General features: G+C 64.2%; 15 protein-coding genes. 8 read left to right on the top strand and 7 right to left on the bottom strand.

Annotated features, from left to right (window positions below; all coding sequences use genetic code 11):
• Positions 1-152: 152 nt before the first annotated feature.
• The gene (locus RA19_RS09485; protein ID WP_039132699.1) at positions 153-362 is read left to right on the top strand and encodes a cold-shock protein; all 210 of its coding nucleotides are present in this window, start codon (positions 153-155) and stop codon (positions 360-362) included.
• A 59-nt stretch (positions 363-421) separates the two neighbouring features.
• On the opposite strand, the gene RA19_RS09480 is transcribed toward RA19_RS09485, so the two are convergent.
• Entirely contained in the window at positions 422-1063 is a 642-nt protein-coding gene (locus tag RA19_RS09480; protein ID WP_039161968.1) for an arylesterase, read from the bottom strand.
• Between the two features lie 48 nt (positions 1064-1111).
• On the opposite strand from RA19_RS09480, the gene RA19_RS09475 reads away from it, so the two are divergent.
• Positions 1112-1816, top strand: coding sequence for an ABC transporter ATP-binding protein (locus RA19_RS09475; RefSeq protein ID WP_039161967.1), 705 nt, complete (start codon positions 1112-1114; stop codon positions 1814-1816).
• Positions 1813-4338 (top strand): ABC transporter permease, encoded by a 2526-nt coding sequence (locus RA19_RS09470; RefSeq protein ID WP_039161966.1) that lies wholly within the window; start codon positions 1813-1815, stop codon positions 4336-4338. Before RA19_RS09475 ends, RA19_RS09470 begins: the two co-directional genes overlap by 4 nt.
• 21 nt (positions 4339-4359) lie before the next feature.
• On the opposite strand, the gene RA19_RS09465 is transcribed toward RA19_RS09470, so the two are convergent.
• On the bottom strand, positions 4360-4809 hold the full coding sequence (locus tag RA19_RS09465) for an RrF2 family transcriptional regulator (protein WP_039161965.1): 450 nt from the start codon (positions 4807-4809) through the stop codon (positions 4360-4362).
• Positions 4810-4911: 102 nt separating this feature from the next.
• Here RA19_RS09465 and RA19_RS09460 point away from each other — a divergent pair, with 102 nt between their 5' ends.
• Positions 4912-5478: a gamma-glutamylcyclotransferase family protein gene (locus RA19_RS09460; RefSeq protein WP_039161963.1), complete on the top strand. Its 567-nt coding sequence runs from the start codon at positions 4912-4914 to the stop codon at positions 5476-5478.
• A gap of 274 nt (positions 5479-5752) precedes the next feature.
• Here RA19_RS09460 and gltX read toward each other — a convergent pair whose 3' ends face one another.
• Both gltX and RA19_RS09450 read right to left on the bottom strand, forming a co-directional pair.
• Entirely contained in the window at positions 5753-7078 is a 1326-nt protein-coding gene (gene gltX, locus RA19_RS09455) for a glutamate--tRNA ligase (RefSeq protein WP_039161961.1), read from the bottom strand.
• Positions 7079-7200: 122 nt separating this feature from the next.
• Positions 7201-7629 carry a DUF1801 domain-containing protein gene (locus RA19_RS09450; RefSeq protein ID WP_039161959.1) on the bottom strand — a complete coding sequence of 143 codons (429 nt, stop codon included), beginning with the start codon at positions 7627-7629 and terminating at the stop codon, positions 7201-7203.
• Positions 7630-7736: 107 nt separating this feature from the next.
• On the opposite strand from RA19_RS09450, the gene RA19_RS09445 reads away from it, so the two are divergent.
• A complete protein-coding gene (locus RA19_RS09445) occupies positions 7737-8669 on the top strand; it encodes an MBL fold metallo-hydrolase (protein WP_039161958.1) in 933 nt (310 codons plus the stop codon).
• Positions 8670-8672: 3 nt separating this feature from the next.
• On the opposite strand, the gene RA19_RS09440 is transcribed toward RA19_RS09445, so the two are convergent.
• Both RA19_RS09440 and RA19_RS09435 read right to left on the bottom strand, forming a co-directional pair.
• Positions 8673-10004: an NAD(P)/FAD-dependent oxidoreductase gene (locus tag RA19_RS09440; protein WP_039161957.1), complete on the bottom strand. Its 1332-nt coding sequence runs from the start codon at positions 10002-10004 to the stop codon at positions 8673-8675.
• A 179-nt stretch (positions 10005-10183) separates the two neighbouring features.
• Positions 10184-11842, bottom strand: coding sequence for an NAD+ synthase (locus RA19_RS09435; RefSeq protein WP_039161954.1), 1659 nt, complete (start codon positions 11840-11842; stop codon positions 10184-10186).
• Between the two features lie 182 nt (positions 11843-12024).
• On the opposite strand from RA19_RS09435, the gene RA19_RS09430 reads away from it, so the two are divergent.
• Positions 12025-13428 (top strand): MORN repeat-containing protein, encoded by a 1404-nt coding sequence (locus RA19_RS09430; RefSeq protein WP_039161952.1) that lies wholly within the window; start codon positions 12025-12027, stop codon positions 13426-13428.
• Between the two features lie 58 nt (positions 13429-13486).
• Here the strand turns inward: RA19_RS09430 and RA19_RS09425 are convergent, their stop codons facing one another.
• Entirely contained in the window at positions 13487-14677 is a 1191-nt protein-coding gene (locus RA19_RS09425) for an MFS transporter (RefSeq protein WP_039161949.1), read from the bottom strand.
• A 93-nt stretch (positions 14678-14770) separates the two neighbouring features.
• Between RA19_RS09425 and RA19_RS09420 the strand changes: the two genes are divergently transcribed.
• Both RA19_RS09420 and RA19_RS09415 read left to right on the top strand, forming a co-directional pair.
• Positions 14771-15352 carry a helix-turn-helix domain-containing protein gene (locus RA19_RS09420; RefSeq protein ID WP_039161947.1) on the top strand — a complete coding sequence of 194 codons (582 nt, stop codon included), beginning with the start codon at positions 14771-14773 and terminating at the stop codon, positions 15350-15352.
• A 293-nt stretch (positions 15353-15645) separates the two neighbouring features.
• Complete coding sequence (locus tag RA19_RS09415) at positions 15646-17232, top strand: 2-isopropylmalate synthase (protein ID WP_039161945.1); 1587 nt, start codon at positions 15646-15648, stop codon at positions 17230-17232.
• Positions 17233-17314: the final 82 nt, after the last annotated feature.

Raw genomic sequence — 17314 nt, 5'->3', positions numbered from 1 at the left:
CTAACAGGGTTTCATACCCAATTGTGTCATCGCGACGTTACGCGAATGCCATCACTGTAGCCTGCGCGGCACGGTCATGATCATCTGCAGACTTTGCCGGCCTGCCGCAATCCGCGGGCAGATAATTTGAGACGACTTAGGAGTACGAGACGATGGCCACTGGCACCGTCAAATGGTTCAACACCACCAAAGGCTACGGCTTTATTGCGCCCGACGAAGGCGGCAAGGACGTTTTTGTCCATATTTCCGCAGTGGAACGCTCGGGGCTGACCGGCCTGGCGGACAATCAGAAAGTGACCTACGAACTGCGCGCCGGCCGTGATGGCCGCGAGTCCGCAGTGGATATTGCGCTGGTCTCCTGATCCGGATTTCCAATCCAGAGTAAGAGAATTCAGACAGCCCTGCCATTCCGGGGCTGTTTTCAGTTGCGGATGCTCTCAACCAGCTGCAACGCAACCGGCCCCAGCGCCGCTACGTTCAGCGCCACCCCTTGGGCGTTGGGATGGATGCCGTCGTCCTGCATGTAGGCCTGCGCCGCTGCCGGGTCCCCGCCCGCTTCTGCCGCGATGCCGGCAAAGGCATCCGGGTGCAGCACCGCGCCGAAGGCCCGGGCCAGCTCCGGGTAGATGGCATCAAAACTTTCCTTGTACTCGGGCCCGTAGTTCGGCGGTGCCTTCATGCCGATGAGCATGACTGTAATCCCCTTGGCCTCAGCCGCCTGCAGGATGCGGGTCATATTGGCACGCGCCTCGTCCGGCGACAGCCCGCGCAGCAGGTCGTTTCCGCCCAGCAGCACAATCAATCCGTCGGGGTTGTCAGACAGGGTCCATTCGGCACGCTCAGCCCCGCCGGCGGTCGTGTCGCCCGAGACACCGGCGTTTTGCAGCACCACCTCAGCGCCGTTTTCGTTTAGCCAGCGTTCCAGCTGCGGCACCAGTCCCTGGCCCTGCGGCAGCCCGTAGCCCTGCACCAGGCTGTCGCCGAAGGCGGTGATCCGCAGCGGTTCAGCCCCGGCGGTGCCGGCAAAAAGCATCAAACTCAACAGCGCCAGTATCTTGTGCATCGCCGCAAACACTCCATATCCGATAGGTGGATCCAACAGGCAGGCCCGATGACCAAAGATAACAGCCCCGTTCTGCATCTCTTAGATGCGTCTTTGACCCTGAATAGCAATACCGGCCCGGTAGAGATTTTGCACGGCATCTCGCTGGACGTGCAGCAGGGCGAGACCCTGGGGCTGATCGGCCCGTCCGGCTCGGGCAAGTCCTCGCTGCTGATGCTGATGGGCGGGCTCGAGCAGGCGACCGGCGGCAGTGTTAGCGCCCTGGGCCAGGACCTGACTGCGATGGATGAGGACGCGCTGGCGCGGTTCCGCCGCAATAACATGGGCGTGGTGTTCCAGAGCTTTCACCTGATCCCCACCATGACCGCCTTGGAAAACGTGGCGACACCGCTGGAGCTGGCAGGCGTCAAAGATGCCTTTGAGCGTGCCCAGGCGGAGCTGGAGGCCGTCGGCCTTGGCCACCGGGCTGGCCATTTCCCCGCTCAGATGTCGGGCGGCGAGCAGCAGCGGGTGGCGCTGGCGCGAGCCCTGGCGCCGCGGCCTGCGATTTTGCTGGCGGATGAGCCTACCGGCAACCTGGATGAAGCCAACGGCGAAGCGGTGATGGATCTGCTGTTCGGACTGCGCGACCGCTATGGCGCAACGCTGGTGATGGTCACCCATGCGCCGGAGCTCGCCTCGCGCTGCGACCGGGTGATCCGGCTGCGCGACGGGCGCGTCGACGATGAGGCCGCGCGCGAGGCGGCGGAATGAATACTTCCGCTTTCCGCCTGGCCTGGCGCTTTGCCCTGCGCGAGCTGCGCGGCGGTCTGAAAGGGTTCCGCATCTTCCTCGCCTGCCTGGCGCTGGGGGTTGGGGTGATTGCCGCCATCGGCTCGATCCGCGCCTCGATCGAGACCGGACTGTCGCGCGAGGGCGCGACGATCCTGGGCGGCGATGCCGAGCTGAATTTCACCTACCGCTTTGCCAATGACGATGAACGCGCATGGCTGGCAGAGAACACGCTGCGCTATTCAGAGATTGCCGAGTTCCGCTCGATGGCGACGGTGGGCGAGGAGCGCGGGCTGACCCAGGTGAAGGCGGTGGACGGGCTGTACCCGCTGAAAGGCGAGATGAAGCTGGCGCCGGAGATGCCGCTGGAGACCGCTTTGGCGGGCGCCGATGGCCTGCCCGGCGGGGTGATGGACCGGGTGCTGGCAGATCGGCTGGGGCTGCAGCCAGGGGATACATTCCGGCTTGGAACCCAAGACTTCCGGCTGATGGCGATGATCGCGCTGGAGCCGGATGCGGCGGCCTCGGGGTTTGAACTGGGACCGCGGACCATTGTAGCAACCCCGGACCTGGCCGACTCCGGCCTGCTGGCGACCGGCACTCTGTTTGACACCAAATACCGGATGGAGCTGCCTGCGGGCCACGACTTGAACGCCCTGCAGTCCGAAGCCGAGGGATTGTTCGAAACCACTGGCATGCGCTGGCGCGATGCGCGGAACGGCGCGCCGGGGATTTCCGAGTTTGTCGAACGCCTGGGCGCCTTCCTGGTGCTGGTGGGGCTGTCAGGCTTGGCGGTGGGCGGTGTCGGCGTCTCTGCCGCGGTGCGGGCTTATCTGGCGACAAAGACGTCAACCATTGCGACCCTGCGCACGCTGGGAGCCGAGCGGCAGACGATCTTTCTCACCTATTTCCTGCAGATCGGCGCATTGGCGATGCTGGGTGTGGTGATCGGGCTGGGGATCGGCGGGCTGATGCCGGTGCTGCTGGGGCCGCTGATCGCAGCGCAATTGCCGTTCCCGGCGGTGTTCTCCCTTTACCCTTCGGCGCTGATCGAAGCTGCGCTGTATGGGCTGCTGACCGCCTTTGTGTTTGCCCTGTGGCCGCTGGCGCGGGCTGAACGCATCCGCGCCGCCTCGCTTTTCCGCGATGCCTTTGCCAGCCGCACCCGGCTGCCCGCGCCGCGTTACCTGGTGGCGACAGCGGCAGCCCTTAGCGCGCTGGTCGGGCTCGCAGCTTGGTTCAGCGGTTCGGCTGAGCTAACGCTGTGGACCGCGGGCGGGCTGATGGGCTCGCTGATCGTGCTGCTGATTGCGGCGCTTGGCATCGGTTTCCTGGCCCGCCGCGGCACCGGAGCGTCGCGCGGCCGGCCTGCGCTCCGCTGGGCACTCTCGTCCATCGGCAGTGCCCGCGACGGCGCGGTGCCTGCGGTGCTGGCGCTGGGCCTGGGCCTTACGGTACTGGCCGCCATCGGCCAGATCGACGGCAACATGCGCCGGGCCATTGCCGGCAACCTGCCGGACGTGGCGCCCTCCTATTTCTTCGTCGACATCCAGCGCAGCCAGATGCCCAGCTTCCTGGAGCGGGTGGAAAATGACCCGGCAGTGACCCGGGTGGAGAACGCACCGATGCTGCGCGGTGTGGTAACCCGGATCAACGGCCAGCCCGCCACCGAGGTTGCTGGCGATCACTGGGTGGTCGAAGGCGATCGCGGCGTCTCTTATGCCGCCGCCTTGCCTGAGACCACAACTGTGACCGCAGGCAAATGGTGGCCGGAGGATTACTCGGGCGACCCCCAAATCAGCTTCTCCGCCGAAGAGGCAGAGGAGATGGGGCTGCAGCTGGGCGACACGCTGACGCTCAACATCCTGGGACGCGACATCACCGGCACCATCACCAGCTTCCGCAACGTGGATTTCTCTACTGCGGGCATGGGGTTTGTTATTGTGATGAACGAGGCCGCCTTGGCAGGTGCCCCTCATAGTTTCCTTGCCACCGTCTATGCCGAGGAGCACGCCGAGGCCGCGATCCTGCGCGACCTGGCACGCGAGATGCCCAATATCACCGCCATCCGCATGCGCGACGCCATCGACCGGGTGTCGGACATCCTGCGCCAGCTGGCGGCGGCCACGGCCTACGGTGCGGCAGCGACGCTGCTGACCGGTTTCCTGGTGCTTTTGGGAACAGCTGCGGCCGGGGAGCCTGCGCGCCGCTATGAGGCCGCGCTCCTGAAAACGCTTGGCGCACCGCGCAAACAGATCCTGGCGAGCTTTGCCCTGCGCTCGGCTTTGCTGGGGGCAGCAGCCGGCGCGGTGGCGCTAGCGGCGGGCATTGCCGGGGCCTGGGCGATCAATGCCTATGTGTTCGAGACAGACTACGCGGTGATCTGGCCCAATGCCCTGCTGGTGATTTCCGGCGGTGTTTTGACCACGCTGCTGGCCGGGCTCGCCTTTGCACTGCGGCCACTGGCCGCCAAGCCCGCCCGCATCCTGCGCGCCCGGGAGTAAGACAGGCTGCGGCGTCCCGATTCAGCGGGCGCCGCAGGACACCGGCTGCAGGATCCGCAGCAGATCATGGTTGTCGCAGACCAGCGCTTCCAGAGATATGTCGTCCAGCGAGGCGTAGAAGGCCTGCGCTGCATCCGCCAGTGCCACCTTCAAACGGCACGCCTCAGACAGCGGACAGGTGTTATCGGCATCGGCAAAGCATTCCACCATCGGCAGGTTGCCCTCGACGTCGCGGAATACATCCCCGATCCGGATCTCCCCGGCAGGCTTGCCCAGGCTCATGCCGCCATTGCGGCCGCGCTGGGTGGCCAGATAGCCGAGCTGGCTCAACTGGTTGATGACTTGGGCCAGGTGGTTCTCCGAGATATTGCAGCAATCAGCAATCTCGGCCTTGGTCACCAGGCGGTCTTCGTGGGCGGCACAGTACATCAGCAGCCGCACGGCGATGTTGGTCCTTTTGGTAATACGCATGACTCGTTCCCGCAGCTTCAATGCATCGCTTATTGCATGGGAGCGGAAAAAGCGGTTTGACATACATCAATAAACGGAATTGCGGCGGAAAGGCTCTGAAGCATGGCAGCTCCCTTCTTCTTTGGCTACGGCAGCCTGGTGAACACGGCCACTCACAGCTATGGCGGCGCCCGGCCGGCGCGGCTGCGGGGCTGGCGGCGGGCCTGGGTGCACACGGGACTGCGCGATGTGGCGTTTCTGTCAGCCGTGCCCTGCGCGGACAGTGCAATCGACGGGCTGATTGCCGAGGTGCCAGGGGCGGATTGGGCGGCACTGGACGAACGGGAATTTGCTTATGAGCGGCTTCCGGCGACCGATCAGGTGCAGCATGACGCAGCGGGTGCGCCGGAGATTTCAGTATACGCCGTGGCGCCGGAGAAACAAAACGGCGTGACGGACAGGCATCCGGTGCTGCTCAGCTATCTGGATGTGGTGCTGCAGGGGTATTTGCAGGTGTTCGGCGAGGCCGGGGTGAAGGAATTCATCGCCACCACCGATGGCTGGGAGGCTTCGGTCCTGAATGACCGGGCAGCACCGCGCTACCCGCGCCACCAGGTGCTGTCTGCGCAAGAGCGGGATCTGTTCGACAGCCTGATTGCGGAGACAGGTGCCCGCTTTCTGCTGGGCTGAACCCGCGGCACCCTTCAAAAAACGTTCGGCAGGTCCGCAGGCCCTCCCGCCTGTCCCGGCGCAGGCAAGCTGCACCATGGCCAGTTGGGTATGGCACCGCACCTGCGGTGCGGTGCTGCGCCGCGCGGATGCGCGGCGCCCGGCCCAACCGCAGGGGCGGCATCTTTGATGCTGCTCCGGCGGGCGGGAGAGCCGCGCCGGCAGTCACGGACCGGAATAGAAAAGGCGGCACTTGGGAGTGCCGCCTGGTATCTTCTGCACTGTCCAGCCCGGGTCAGCCGCGGGCGCGGACCTTTTCCATCAGCGCCAGCAGCGCCCCCATGTCAGGCCCGCGCTCCATGCCGGTGACCGCCTTGCGCAGCGGCATGAACAGCCCTTTGCCCTTGCGGCCTGTGGCCTCTTTCACTGCCGTGGTCCAGGTCTTCCAGCTATCGCCGTCATAGGGACCTTCGGGCAGCATCGCCATTGCCTCGGCGATGAACTCCTTGTCCTCATCGGCCACCAGCGGCTCGGCGCCGTCGCGGCATAGCTCCCACCAGCCGGCCAGATCCTTGAGAGTGGTGATGTTTTCCTTTGCCATATCCCAGAAGGCAGCCTGTTTCTCCGCCGGGACACCCAGCGCATCCACCTGCCCCTGCACAGCCTCCAGCGGCAGCGACTGCAGGTGGCGGGCGGTCAGCGGATAAAGGTCCTCGACATCAAACTTGGTCGGCGCCGCGCCAAAGCGGTTGATGTCGAAGCCATCGATCAGCTCGGCCATTTCGCTGCGCAGCTCGACCGGATCGGAGGAGCCCAGGCGCGCCATCAGCGACAGGAGCGCCATCGGCTGCATGCCCGCTTCGCGCAGATCGCGCAGCGCCAGCGTGCCGAGGCGCTTGGACAGCGCCTCGCCCTGCGGGCCGGTCAGCAGCGAGTGGTGGGCAAACGACGGCACGGTACCGCCCAGCGCCTCGATGATCTGGATCTGGGTCGCGGTGTTTGTCACATGGTCGGAGCCGCGCACCACATGAGTCACGCCCATTTCGGTGTCATCCACCACCGAGGCTAGGGTGTAGAGAAACTGGCCGTCGCCGCGGATCAGCACCGGGTCGGAGACCGAGGCCGCATCGATGGAGATATCGCCCAGGATGCCGTCGGCCCATTCGATGCGCTGGTGATCCAGCTTGAAACGCCAGACGCCATCCCCGCGCTCGGCACGAAGGGCGGCTTTTTCGTCGCCGGTCAAGGCCAGCGCGGCGCGGTCATAGACCGGCGGCTTGCCCATGTTGAGCTGCTTCTTGCGCTTCAGGTCCAGCTCAGTCGGAGTCTCGAAGGCCTCGTAGAACCGATCGATTTCGCGCAGCTTGTCTGCCGCAGCGACATAGCGGTCGAGCCGCTCGGACTGGCGCTCCACCTTGTCCCAGGTCAGGCCCAGCCACTCCAGGTCCTGTTTGATGGCATCGACATATTCTTCCTTGGACCGCTCCGGGTCGGTGTCGTCGATGCGCAGGATGAAGGTGCCGCCGGCCTTGCGGGCGATCAGGTAGTTCATCAGCGCGGTGCGCAGGTTGCCGACGTGGATATAGCCGGTCGGCGACGGGGCAAAACGGGTGGTGGTCATCTCGGATCTCCTGTTGCCGTTGCCTTGTCACATGGGCGGCGGATTGTCCAGTTTCAGCGGGGTTAACGCGCCTTTGGCGCGTGCCTCCGGCGGGGATATTTTGGGCAAGAGGAAAGAGCGGGTCAGTCTGGCTGCACCGGCCAGAGCGCATTCAGGTCTTTGAGGCCGGTTATGATCAGCTCGGACAGGACGTCCAGATCGATATCGGCGAGCTTATTCACATAGAGGCAGCTTTTGCCGAGCTTATGCTTGCCGAGGCGGGCGAGAATCGCGCCATAGTCCTGATACCCCGGCATGATGTAGATAGAATGGCGCGCCTTGCGCGGCGAGAAGCCGGTGGCGAGGAAATCGCCCTCGCGGCCTGTGGCATAGCGGTAGTGGTAACGCCCGTAGCCGACGATGGTCGCCCCCCACATCTGCGGTGCAAAGCCGCTGGCCTGACGGAACAGGGCATCCAGCTGCTGTGCCTCAAGCGCCTTTCGCTCCGGTTCAACAGAGGCGAGAAAGCCCTCGACGCTGACGCCGGTGGGAACGGTCTTGTTCTGGCTCATATGCGGCCCTCCTGCCCCGAGTGTGCCTCATCACAGGATTGTTTACAGCCCCCGGCGCAAGCGGCGCTAGGATGCGGCAAGTCCAATGCAACTTGGAGGATCCCCCGATGACTGTTCCCTTGTCCCGACGCGCAGCGCTGGCAGGCGCGGCAGCCCTGCCCTTTGCCAATGCTGCTACCCCGGTGCTGGCAGGTGCCCATGGCGGCCGTGCCGAGGCCCCGATTGCCCATTCCTTCAAACTGGGCGGGATGCCTGTCACCACGCTGCTTGACACGTCGATTGCGCGCGAGGGGCAGAAGGCCATGTTCGGAGCGGCTGCAAGCGATGAGGAGTTTGCCCAAATCTCTGCGGAGAACTTCATCTCATCCGATACGCTGCAGTTCTACTTCACTCCTACTCTGGTCGATACCGGCGCCGAGCTGGTGCTGTTTGACACCGGACTGGGCATGGGCGGCATTGCCAAGGCTCTGGCCGCCGCCGGGGTGACGCCGGACCAGATCGATGTGGTGGTAATAACCCATATGCACCCCGACCATATCGGCGGGCTGATGACAGATGGAGCGCCGACCTTTCCCAACGCCCGCTATGTGACGGCTGCAGCTGAGTACAACTTCTGGTCCAAGATGGAGCCCGGCAACCGGGTTGGCGATCTGGTCGCCAGCAATGTGACGCCGCTGGCCGAAAAGACCACCTTCATTGATGACGGCGGCAGCGTGGCTTCCGGGATAACCGCAGTGGCGAGCTTTGGTCATACGCCGGGGCATATGTGCTACATGCTGGAGAGCGGCGGGCGGCAGTTGCTGCTGACGGCGGATCTGGCCAACCACTATGTCTACAGTTTCGCCCGGCCGGACTGGGCTTTCAGCTTTGATGCGGATGCGGAGGCTGCCAGTGCCTCGCGCCGGAAGGTGCTGGGGATGCTGGCCGCGGACAGGGTGCCGATGATCGGTTACCACATGCCGTTCCCAGCGGCCGGTTTTGTGGAGACCCGCGGCGAGGGTTTCCGCTATGTGCCGGTGAGCTATCAGTTGATGGGGTAGCGGTCAGTACCCGGTCTGGGGCCCGTATTTGCTGCCATCCGTAAAACGGGACAGGCGGAATTCATGCGGGTCCACAACCGGCTTGTCGCCAGTGACCAGATCTGCCGCAAGCCTGCCTGCTGCCGGGCCGATGCCGAAGCCGTGGCCGGAGAAGCCAGTGGCGACAAACAGCCCCGGCAGCGCGTCGGCTTGCGAGATCACCGGGATTGCGTCCGGGGTCACGTCGATCAGCCCGCCCCAGCTTTGCACAACGTCAGCGCCCTGCAGCACCGGAAAGGCTTTTTGCGCCGCGGCCCAACCGCTTTTCAGCGCCTTTTGCGAGGGCGCCGGGTCGAGCACCCGGCAGAGTTCGAACGGGGTGGTCTGATCGGGTTTCCAGCGGCGGGCCTGGGCGGCTTCTTCAGCCCAGCGGCCCGAGACGCGGAACTGCAGGGCGCGCCATTCCTGGAGGTAGCTGGGCATGAACTTCCAGCCCAGGCGGAAGCTGTCGGGAACAATATCGACAATATTTTCATGGGCATCGGCCACGGTGTAGCCGCCATCAGCCCGCTTGCGCAGACCGAGGTTTGCGGCACGGATCGCCGTTTCCGGACCGCCCTGAACCGGTGACGTGCGCAGCACTGAGTTCAGGACTTTCAACTGCGGCAGTTTCACCTTGGCGTTGCCCAGGAACAGCCGCGACCAGGCACCGCCGGCCACGATCACGGCAGAACAGGCCACGCGGCCGCGCTCGGTCATCACACCGCTGATGCGGCCTGCCGCTGTCTCGACGCTGCGCACCGCGCATTCGGTCATAATTCTGGCGCCTGCGGCCTGAGCAGCAGAGGCGATGGCATGGGTGGCCATCTGCGGTTCGGCGCGGCCGTCCAACGGGGTCAGCAGACCGGAGCGGGTCTTGGTCTGGTGGCCCGGCATCAGCTGTTCGATCTGTTCGCCGCGGATCATACGGGCGCCCTGCCCCCAATTGTCCAGGTTGCGCAGCCAGCGTTCCAGCTGCGCCTCGCGCTTGGCCGTTTCAGCCGTATAGAGGATGCCGGAGCGGGTGAAGCCGGTCTCCCGGCCGGTACGTTCAGCCAGGCCTTCCCAAAGCCTCAGCGCCTCGGCCATCAGCGGGATCTCCCGCAGGTCGCGGCAGGAAATCCGCACCCACCCCCAGTTGCGCGAGCTTTGCTCGCCGGCGATTTGGCCCTTTTCGCACAAGAGCACGGAATGGCCGCGTTCGGCCAGCTCAAGCGCGGTGGTCGCACCAATGATGCCGCCGCCAATCACCACGGCGTCAACAGCCTTGGGCAAGGCCAGGTCGGATTGGAAATGGGGCAGCTTCGGTCCAGGCATGCGGGCATCTATGCCCGGTGCCCAATCGCGGGTCCAGCATGCAGGCGACGCCAGCCGTGCCGCTTTCTGCCATTGTGTTTTTTGCGCCGCATATCAGGGCGTTACCGCCACCGGAAACAGCCCTGAAAATAGCCGGAAAAGTACAGAAAGCCCTGCGCATTCAACCCGTTAGCGCAGGATCAAGACGGGTCGCGCCAGCGGTTCACGATCGGATAGCGGCGGTCTAGCCAGAACGCGCGAGGAGACAGGCGGGCACCGGGCGCGGACTGGAAGCGCTTGTATTCGCTGATATAAACCAGATGCTCGACACGTTTCGCCACATCCCGGTCGAAACCGGCCTCGACGCAATCTGTGATTGAACCATCTTGGTCGACCAGAATTTCCAGAATCGCGTCCAGCTCCGGGTAGTCCGGCAGGCTGTCGCTGTCTTTCTGATCCTCGCGCAATTCGGCCGACGGCGGCTTGTCGATCACATTGGGGCGGATCACTTCTCCTTCCGGCCCCTTCATCCAGGGGCGGTGGTTGGCGTTCCGCCAGCGGCAGGTCTCAAAGACGCGGGTCTTGTAGAGATCCTTGATCGGATTGTAGCCGCCGTTCATGTCGCCATAGATGGTGGCATAGCCGACTGCGACCTCAGACTTGTTGCCGGTGGTCAGAAGCATCTCGCCGAATTTGTTGGACATCGCCATAAGAAGCAGCCCGCGCAGGCGGGACTGGATGTTTTCCTCGGTCAGGTCGGCGTCGCGGCCTGCGAACAGCGGCGCGAGAGTGCTGGTGATCGCCTCGCGCCCCTCGGAAATCGGCACGTAGTCGTAATGCACGCCCAGCGCCTTGGCGACGGCCTCGGCATCCTCCAGCGACTCATCCGAAGTGTACTCAGACGGCAGCATTACGCAGCGGACGTTTTCGGCGCCGATGGCATCAACCGCGATGGCTGCAACGATGGCCGAGTCCACCCCGCCGGAGAGGCCCAGCAGCACCTTCTTGAAACCGCTCTTGCCCAGATAATCGCGCAGTGATTCCACCATCACCCGGTAGTCCTGCTCCCACTCGTCCGGCAAATGCGCTTTTTCGCCTTCAATGGCGTGCCAGCCCTCGACGGTGCGCTCCAGGTCAAGATGCGCATAGGCTTCATCAAACACCGGCATCTGCAGCGCCAGCGCGCCGCCCGGGTTCAGCACAAAGGAGCCGCCATCGAACACCTGATCGTCTTGGCCGCCGACCATGTTGAGATAGATCACCGGCAGGTGGGTCTCGACCGAGCGCGCAACCATATGGTTGAAACGCACGTCCATCTTGTTGCGGAAGTAAGGCGAGCCGTTGGGGATCAGCAGGAACTCGGCACCGGTTTCGGCCAGGGTTTCGGCGACATCCTCGTGCCAGCCGTCCTCGCAGATCGGCGATCCGATGCGGGTGTTGCCCACCGCATAGGGACCACCCAAGGGCCCCGCGTTGAAGATGCGCACCTCGTCAAAGACGGTTTCATTCGGCAGGTGGTGCTTGAGGCTGCGGGAGGCAATCTTGCCGCCCTTCAGGATCAGATAAGCGTTGTAGAGGCGGCCGCCCTCAACCCAGGGACCGCCGATGGCCAGTGCCGGGCCCTCCGCGCACTCGGCCGCCAGCCTTTCGACCTCGGCAATCGCAGCATTGTGAAAGGCCGGTTTCATCACCAGGTCCTGGGTGTTGTAGCCGGTGATGAACATTTCCGGCAGCGCCACCAGGTCGGCCCCGGCCCGGCGGCCCTCTTCCCAGGCGGCCTTGGCCTTGGCGGCATTGCCTGCCAGATCGCCCACAGTGGGGTTCAGCTGCGCCAGTGTCACGCGGAAACGGTCTGCCATGCTGCTAGGGCCCTTTGCAAATTTCCTCCTCAAGCCATTTACCAGATTGACGGCGAAGGGAAAGAGCCCGGGCCAAGGGCGGGGTAAAAGACATTGCGGCGCCGGGCGCGGTAGCTTAGTTTCCGGGCAAGCAACCCTAAATGGCAGCAACACCGTAATTCCTGGGCAGGCAGAGGTTTTGAATGACCCGTTTCGGCACCGCATTCGCACTTAGCACAATCCTGGCACTGGCCGCGCCGGCCTTGGCCCAGGAAAGCGGCGTTATCACCACGCAGGATGAGATCGGCGGCGTCTACGAGGGCACCTTCCGCAACGGGCTGCAGCATGGCACCGGCACCTACCGGCTGCCGAACGGGTATGAATACACCGGCGAATGGGTCGATGGCGAGGTCCGCGGCCAGGGTGTGGCACGGTTCCCCGACGGCTCGGTCTATGAAGGCGAGTTTGCCCAGGGCAAGCCGCATGGGCTGGGCAAGCTGACCCGCGCCGACGGCAGCACCTATGAGGGCGGCTGGATGGATGGCCAGATCCACGGCGACGGCACCTCGGTCTATGCCAGCGGCGTGCGCTACCAGGGCAGTTTTGCGGGCGGCAAGCGCGACGGCAAAGGGGTGATGACCTCACCCGACGGCTACAGCTATGATGGCGGCTGGGTTCAGGGCCGCCAGCAGGGCCACGCCAAGATCACCTATGCCGAGGGCACCATCTACGAAGGCGCCGTGGCCGATGGCCAGCTGCAGGGCCAAGGACGGCTGGAGACCTCGGACGGGCTGATCTACGACGGCGAATGGGACGCCAGCCAGATGCACGGCACCGGGCGCCTGGCTCAGCCCAACGGCGATATTTACGAGGGCGAACTGCAAAACGGCCGCCGCCACGGCACCGGCAAGCAGACCTATGCCAATGGCGACGTCTATGCCGGCGCTTTCCACGAGGATCAGCGCCACGGCACCGGCACTTTCACCGAGAAGGACGGCTACAGCTATACCGGCGAATGGGTGCAGGGACAGATCGAGGGCAAGGGCAAGGCAGTCTATCCCGATGGTTCGTTCTACGAGGGCGACTTCCGCGATGATCTGGCGGATGGTCAGGGCAAGATCACCTATCCCGACGGCTCCACCTATGAAGGCGCCTGGATTGCCGGCGTGATTGAAGGCGACGGCACCGCCACCTACCCCAACGGCATCACCTATACCGGCGGCTTCAAAAACGCCAAGAACCACGGCCAAGGGGTGATGACTTATGCCGACGGCTACCGCTATGAGGGCGGCTGGCAGGACGGGCAGCGCCATGGCGACGCCAAGGTGACCTATGCCGACGGCTCGGTCTATACCGGCCAGTTCGCCGACAGCCAGCGCCACGGCCAGGGCAAAATCGAGATGCCAGACGGCTTCATCTATGAAGGCGGCTGGCAAGAAGGCAAGATCTTTGGCGAAGGCGTGGCGACCTATGCCAATGGCGACATTTACGAAGGCAGCTTTGTCAACGGCAAGCGCCAGGGGCCGGGCACAATGAAATACGCCAGCGGCCAGCAGGCGGAAGGCACCTGGGAAAACGGCGCGCTGGTCAGCAACGGGTCGGAGTAAGCCTGCCTCGGGCACTGAGGGCAGTGTTTCACGTGTGGCAAGAGCCGGTGGCATGCCGTCACGCGGGCACCAGATTTGTCAGCTGGCGCCGTGCTGCAAGCAGCAGCACGCAGACCGACACCAGAGCTGAAACCAGCAGCATGGCGGGTGCCGCTCCCAACCGCTCTGCCGCCTGCCCCATGGCAAAGGTGCCCAAGGCCGCAAGCCCCCAGAAAGCGGTCTGATCCACCGCAATCAGCACACCGCGCGCGTCTGCCGGACTGTTGTGCAGGTACTTGCCATAGACCAGCGCTTTGCCCAGCTTGCCGCCGCCCATCAGCATAACGATGGCGCACATCGCCCAGAAGCTTCCGGCCAGCACCAGTGCAGCAAGGCCGCCCGCCCAGGCCAGCCAGACCAGCAGCGCCAGGCGTCCGGGCCGCAGCAGACGGGCCGAATGGCGTCCAGCCAGCCAGGTGATGCTGATCGCGCCGATCCAGGAACAGATGAACAGCAAGGCAATCATGCCGCCGTACTCCGGGAACCGCTCGCGCAGCAGCAGCGGCCAAAGAATATAGCCGGCCGGCACCACCAAAAGCCCCAGCATGGCGCTGGACAGGAGAATGTCGAAGTTCTCCGGGCAGGTACGGTAGTGCTGCAGAACGCCGCGAAGCGAAGAGCTGCCAGCCCGGACAGCCAGCCGCGGCGCCGGTGTCCTTCCCAGGCTGCGGAAATGCAGGCTCAGCATGGCGACGCTCATCGCCATTAGCACAGCGTTGAGGCCGAAGCCGCCCAAAGCCAGCAGCCAGGGCAGCAGCAGGCCGGTCAGCGTGCCGGACAGTTTGGCGATATTGTGGGCGGTGGCCGCCAGCAGCGCATTGGCCTGGGCGCCCTGCGGCGTGGCGCCGGGGATGAACGTGTCGATTGCCGGATTTGAGACCGCGCTGGTGATGCCCGCCAGCAGGCAATAGGCAAAGAAAGCCCAGGGCAGAAAGCCCGCGCCATGATCCGCCAGCCCATAGCCCGCCAGCACCAGGGCAAACAGCAGGGTCGACCAGGCAAAGCTTTTACGTGCCCCGATCCGGTCGGTCAGCGCGCCGCCCGCGATGGTGAAGATCAGGAACGGTGACAGCACCAAGGCCTGGTAAAAACCGATCTCGGCTGCCGTCAGCCCGGCGTGAAACGTCATGTACCAGGTGAACAGAACGGTCTGCAGCCCCTCTCCCCAGTGCCAGAAGCCATAGGCCTGAAAGAACTTTGAGCGGAACATGTAGGACGCCTTCTGCGGGTTTATCTGAATCCGGATGTCGATTATGATTCTTTATCTGAATTTCTGTATCAAAATTATGATGAGTCAAGCGTCATGAGCAAAACAGGCACCCGCGAGACCCAGCCGATTATCGGCACCCGCATGCGCGAGCTGCGTAAGGCGCGCGGCCTGACCCTGAAGCAATTGGCGGCGGAGACCGGTTTGTCGATCGGCTATCTCAGCCAATTGGAGCGGCAGGATGCAGATCCCTCGATCCGGGCGCTGAATGTGATCGGCAAGGCGCTGGGGGTCGGCATCAACTGGTTCTTTCCCGGCCCCGAGGAGGAGGACAGCCCCGAGGCAGGCCTGGTGGTGCGGGCCGGGCGGCGGCGGTCGCTGCGGTTTGCCTCCGGCCTCAGGGATGAATTGCTGAGCCCGTCGCTGGCAGGCCAGCTGGAAATGGTGCTGACCTCCTTTGAGCCTGGCGCAGGGTCGGGGGAGGAGCTGTACTCCCACAAGGGCGAAGAAGCGGGCTATGTCGCTGAGGGGCAGCTGGAGGTGACGGTGGAGGGCGAGACTTTTCTGCTGCGGCAGGGAGACACCATCCAGTTTTCCTCGGACCGCCCGCACCGCTACCACAACCCAGGGCCGGGCCGCACCGTGCTGGTCTGGGCAGTCACCCCGCCGCATTACTAAGCCGGCGCTGACTGGCTTCACATGCATCTTGAAATCCCAGCCGGCACAATATCCGCAAGAATCCCCCTTTCCATTCCGCCTCGCCTCTGTATAAATCCGTGCCATGACCATTCGCGCAGATATCACCATTGCAGACACCGCCTCCCGCGGTGCAGCTCTGCGCGCCCTACTGATCCTAGCCCGCCTCTGAGCGTGCCCTTCCGGCGCGCCCGCTCAGAGGATTGCCGCACGCGCGCCACAGAAGGCTGATGATGCCCGCAACCGGGCCTAGGACAGAGACAAGAGATACCGACATGACCAACGCATCCCCGATTTCCGGTGACAAAAACCGTGTAGTGATTTTTGACACCACCCTGCGCGACGGCGAGCAGAGCCCCGGCGCCACTATGACCCATGACGAGAAGCTGGAGATTGCCGAGCTTCTGGACGACATGGGTGTGGACATCATCGAGGCCGGCTTCCCGATTGCCTCCGAGGGCGACTTCCGGGCGGTCAGCGAGATTGCCGAACGCTCGAAGAACGCGGTGATCTGCGGGCTGGCGCGTGCCAACTTCAAGGACATCGACCGCTGCGCCGAGGCGATCCGCCACGCCGCACAGCCGCGCATCCATACTTTCATCGGCACCTCGCCGCTGCACCGCGCCATTCCCAACCTGACCAAGGACGAGATGGCCGAGCGCATTCACGACACGGTCACCCACGCGCGCAACTTGACCGATAACGTGCAGTGGTCGCCGATGGACGCCACCCGGACTGAGTGGGATTACCTCTGCCGGGTGGTCGAGATCGCCATCAAGGCCGGCGCCAGCACCATCAATATCCCCGATACCGTGGGCTATACCGCCCCGGCCGAAAGCGCCGACCTGATCAAGCGGCTGATCGAGACCGTGCCCGGCGCCGACGAGATCATTTTTGCCACCCATTGCCACAACGACCTGGGCATGGCGACCGCCAACTCGCTGGCTGCTGTTGCGGGTGGTGCGCGCCAGATTGAATGCACCATCAACGGCCTGGGCGAGCGCGCAGGCAACACCGCGCTGGAAGAGGTGGTGATGGCGCTGAAGGTGCGCAATGACATCATGCCGTTCCACACCGGCATCGACACCACCAAGATCATGCATATCTCGCGCCGGGTTTCGACGGTGTCGGGCTTTGTGGTGCAGCCCAATAAGGCCATCGTCGGCAAGAACGCCTTTGCCCATGAAAGCGGCATCCACCAGGACGGGATGCTGAAGAACCCGGAAAACTTCGAGATCATGCGGCCCGAGGATGTGGGCCTGTCCGGTACCTCCCTGCCCTTGGGCAAGCACTCGGGCCGCGCCGCGCTGCGCGACAAGCTGGAGCACCTGGGCTATGAAGTGGGCGACAACCAGCTGAAGGATGTCTTTGTCCGCTTCAAGGAACTGGCCGACCGCAAGAAAGAAGTGTTCGACGACGATCTCATCGCTCTGATGCGCACCGGCGGCGACGCCGAAAACGACCACCTCAAGATCGTCTCGATGAAAGTTGTCTGCGGCACCGGCGGCCCGGCGGAATCCACCGTTGAGATGGAGATTGACGGCAAGGACGTGACGGAAACGGCGGAAGGCGACGGGCCGGTGGATGCGACCTTCAAGGCGATCCGCAAGATCTACCCCAACACTGCCCGGCTGCAGCTTTACCAGGTGCATGCAGTGACCGAAGGCACCGACGCGCAGGCCACCGTCTCTGTACGGCTGGAGGAAGACGGCAACATCGCCACCGGCGAAAGCGCAAACACCGACACGGTAGTGGCTTCGGCCAAGGCCTATGTGAACGCGCTGAACCGCCTGATCGTGCGCCGCGGCCGGGTTGGCGAAGGCGCTGATGCCAAGGAGATTTCCTATAAGGACCTCGCCTGAGTTTTTCCGGGCCGGTTGAATTTGAGCGCCTGCAGCTGCCCACTGCAGGCGCTTTTCTTTTGCCCAGCAGAAAACACCGGAG

The organism is Leisingera sp. ANG-M1, from assembly GCF_000813745.1.
In the GTDB taxonomy this organism is placed as follows: Bacteria; Pseudomonadota; Alphaproteobacteria; order Rhodobacterales; family Rhodobacteraceae; genus Leisingera.
This window is presented reverse-complemented; position numbering and strand designations above follow the sequence as displayed.

Excerpts from the sequence above, each read along its gene's own strand:
- RA19_RS09430 (WP_039161952.1), top strand. The coding sequence starts at position 12,025 with ATGACCCGTTTCGGCACCGCATTCGCACTTAGCACAATCCTGGCACTG.
- RA19_RS09445 (WP_039161958.1), top strand. The coding sequence starts at position 7,737 with ATGACTGTTCCCTTGTCCCGACGCGCAGCGCTGGCAGGCGCGGCAGCC.
- gltX (WP_039161961.1), bottom strand. The coding sequence starts at position 7,078 with ATGACCACCACCCGTTTTGCCCCGTCGCCGACCGGCTATATCCACGTC.
- RA19_RS09440 (WP_039161957.1), bottom strand. The coding sequence starts at position 10,004 with ATGCCTGGACCGAAGCTGCCCCATTTCCAATCCGACCTGGCCTTGCCC.
- RA19_RS09425 (WP_039161949.1), bottom strand. The coding sequence starts at position 14,677 with ATGTTCCGCTCAAAGTTCTTTCAGGCCTATGGCTTCTGGCACTGGGGA.
- RA19_RS09465 (WP_039161965.1), bottom strand. The coding sequence starts at position 4,809 with ATGCGTATTACCAAAAGGACCAACATCGCCGTGCGGCTGCTGATGTAC.
- RA19_RS09415 (WP_039161945.1), top strand. The coding sequence starts at position 15,646 with ATGACCAACGCATCCCCGATTTCCGGTGACAAAAACCGTGTAGTGATT.
- RA19_RS09460 (WP_039161963.1), top strand. The coding sequence starts at position 4,912 with ATGGCAGCTCCCTTCTTCTTTGGCTACGGCAGCCTGGTGAACACGGCC.
- RA19_RS09475 (WP_039161967.1), top strand. The coding sequence starts at position 1,112 with ATGACCAAAGATAACAGCCCCGTTCTGCATCTCTTAGATGCGTCTTTG.
- RA19_RS09450 (WP_039161959.1), bottom strand. The coding sequence starts at position 7,629 with ATGAGCCAGAACAAGACCGTTCCCACCGGCGTCAGCGTCGAGGGCTTT.
- RA19_RS09480 (WP_039161968.1), bottom strand. The coding sequence starts at position 1,063 with ATGCACAAGATACTGGCGCTGTTGAGTTTGATGCTTTTTGCCGGCACC.
- RA19_RS09485 (WP_039132699.1), top strand. The coding sequence starts at position 153 with ATGGCCACTGGCACCGTCAAATGGTTCAACACCACCAAAGGCTACGGC.
- RA19_RS09470 (WP_039161966.1), top strand. The coding sequence starts at position 1,813 with ATGAATACTTCCGCTTTCCGCCTGGCCTGGCGCTTTGCCCTGCGCGAG.
- RA19_RS09435 (WP_039161954.1), bottom strand. The coding sequence starts at position 11,842 with ATGGCAGACCGTTTCCGCGTGACACTGGCGCAGCTGAACCCCACTGTG.
- RA19_RS09420 (WP_039161947.1), top strand. The coding sequence starts at position 14,771 with ATGAGCAAAACAGGCACCCGCGAGACCCAGCCGATTATCGGCACCCGC.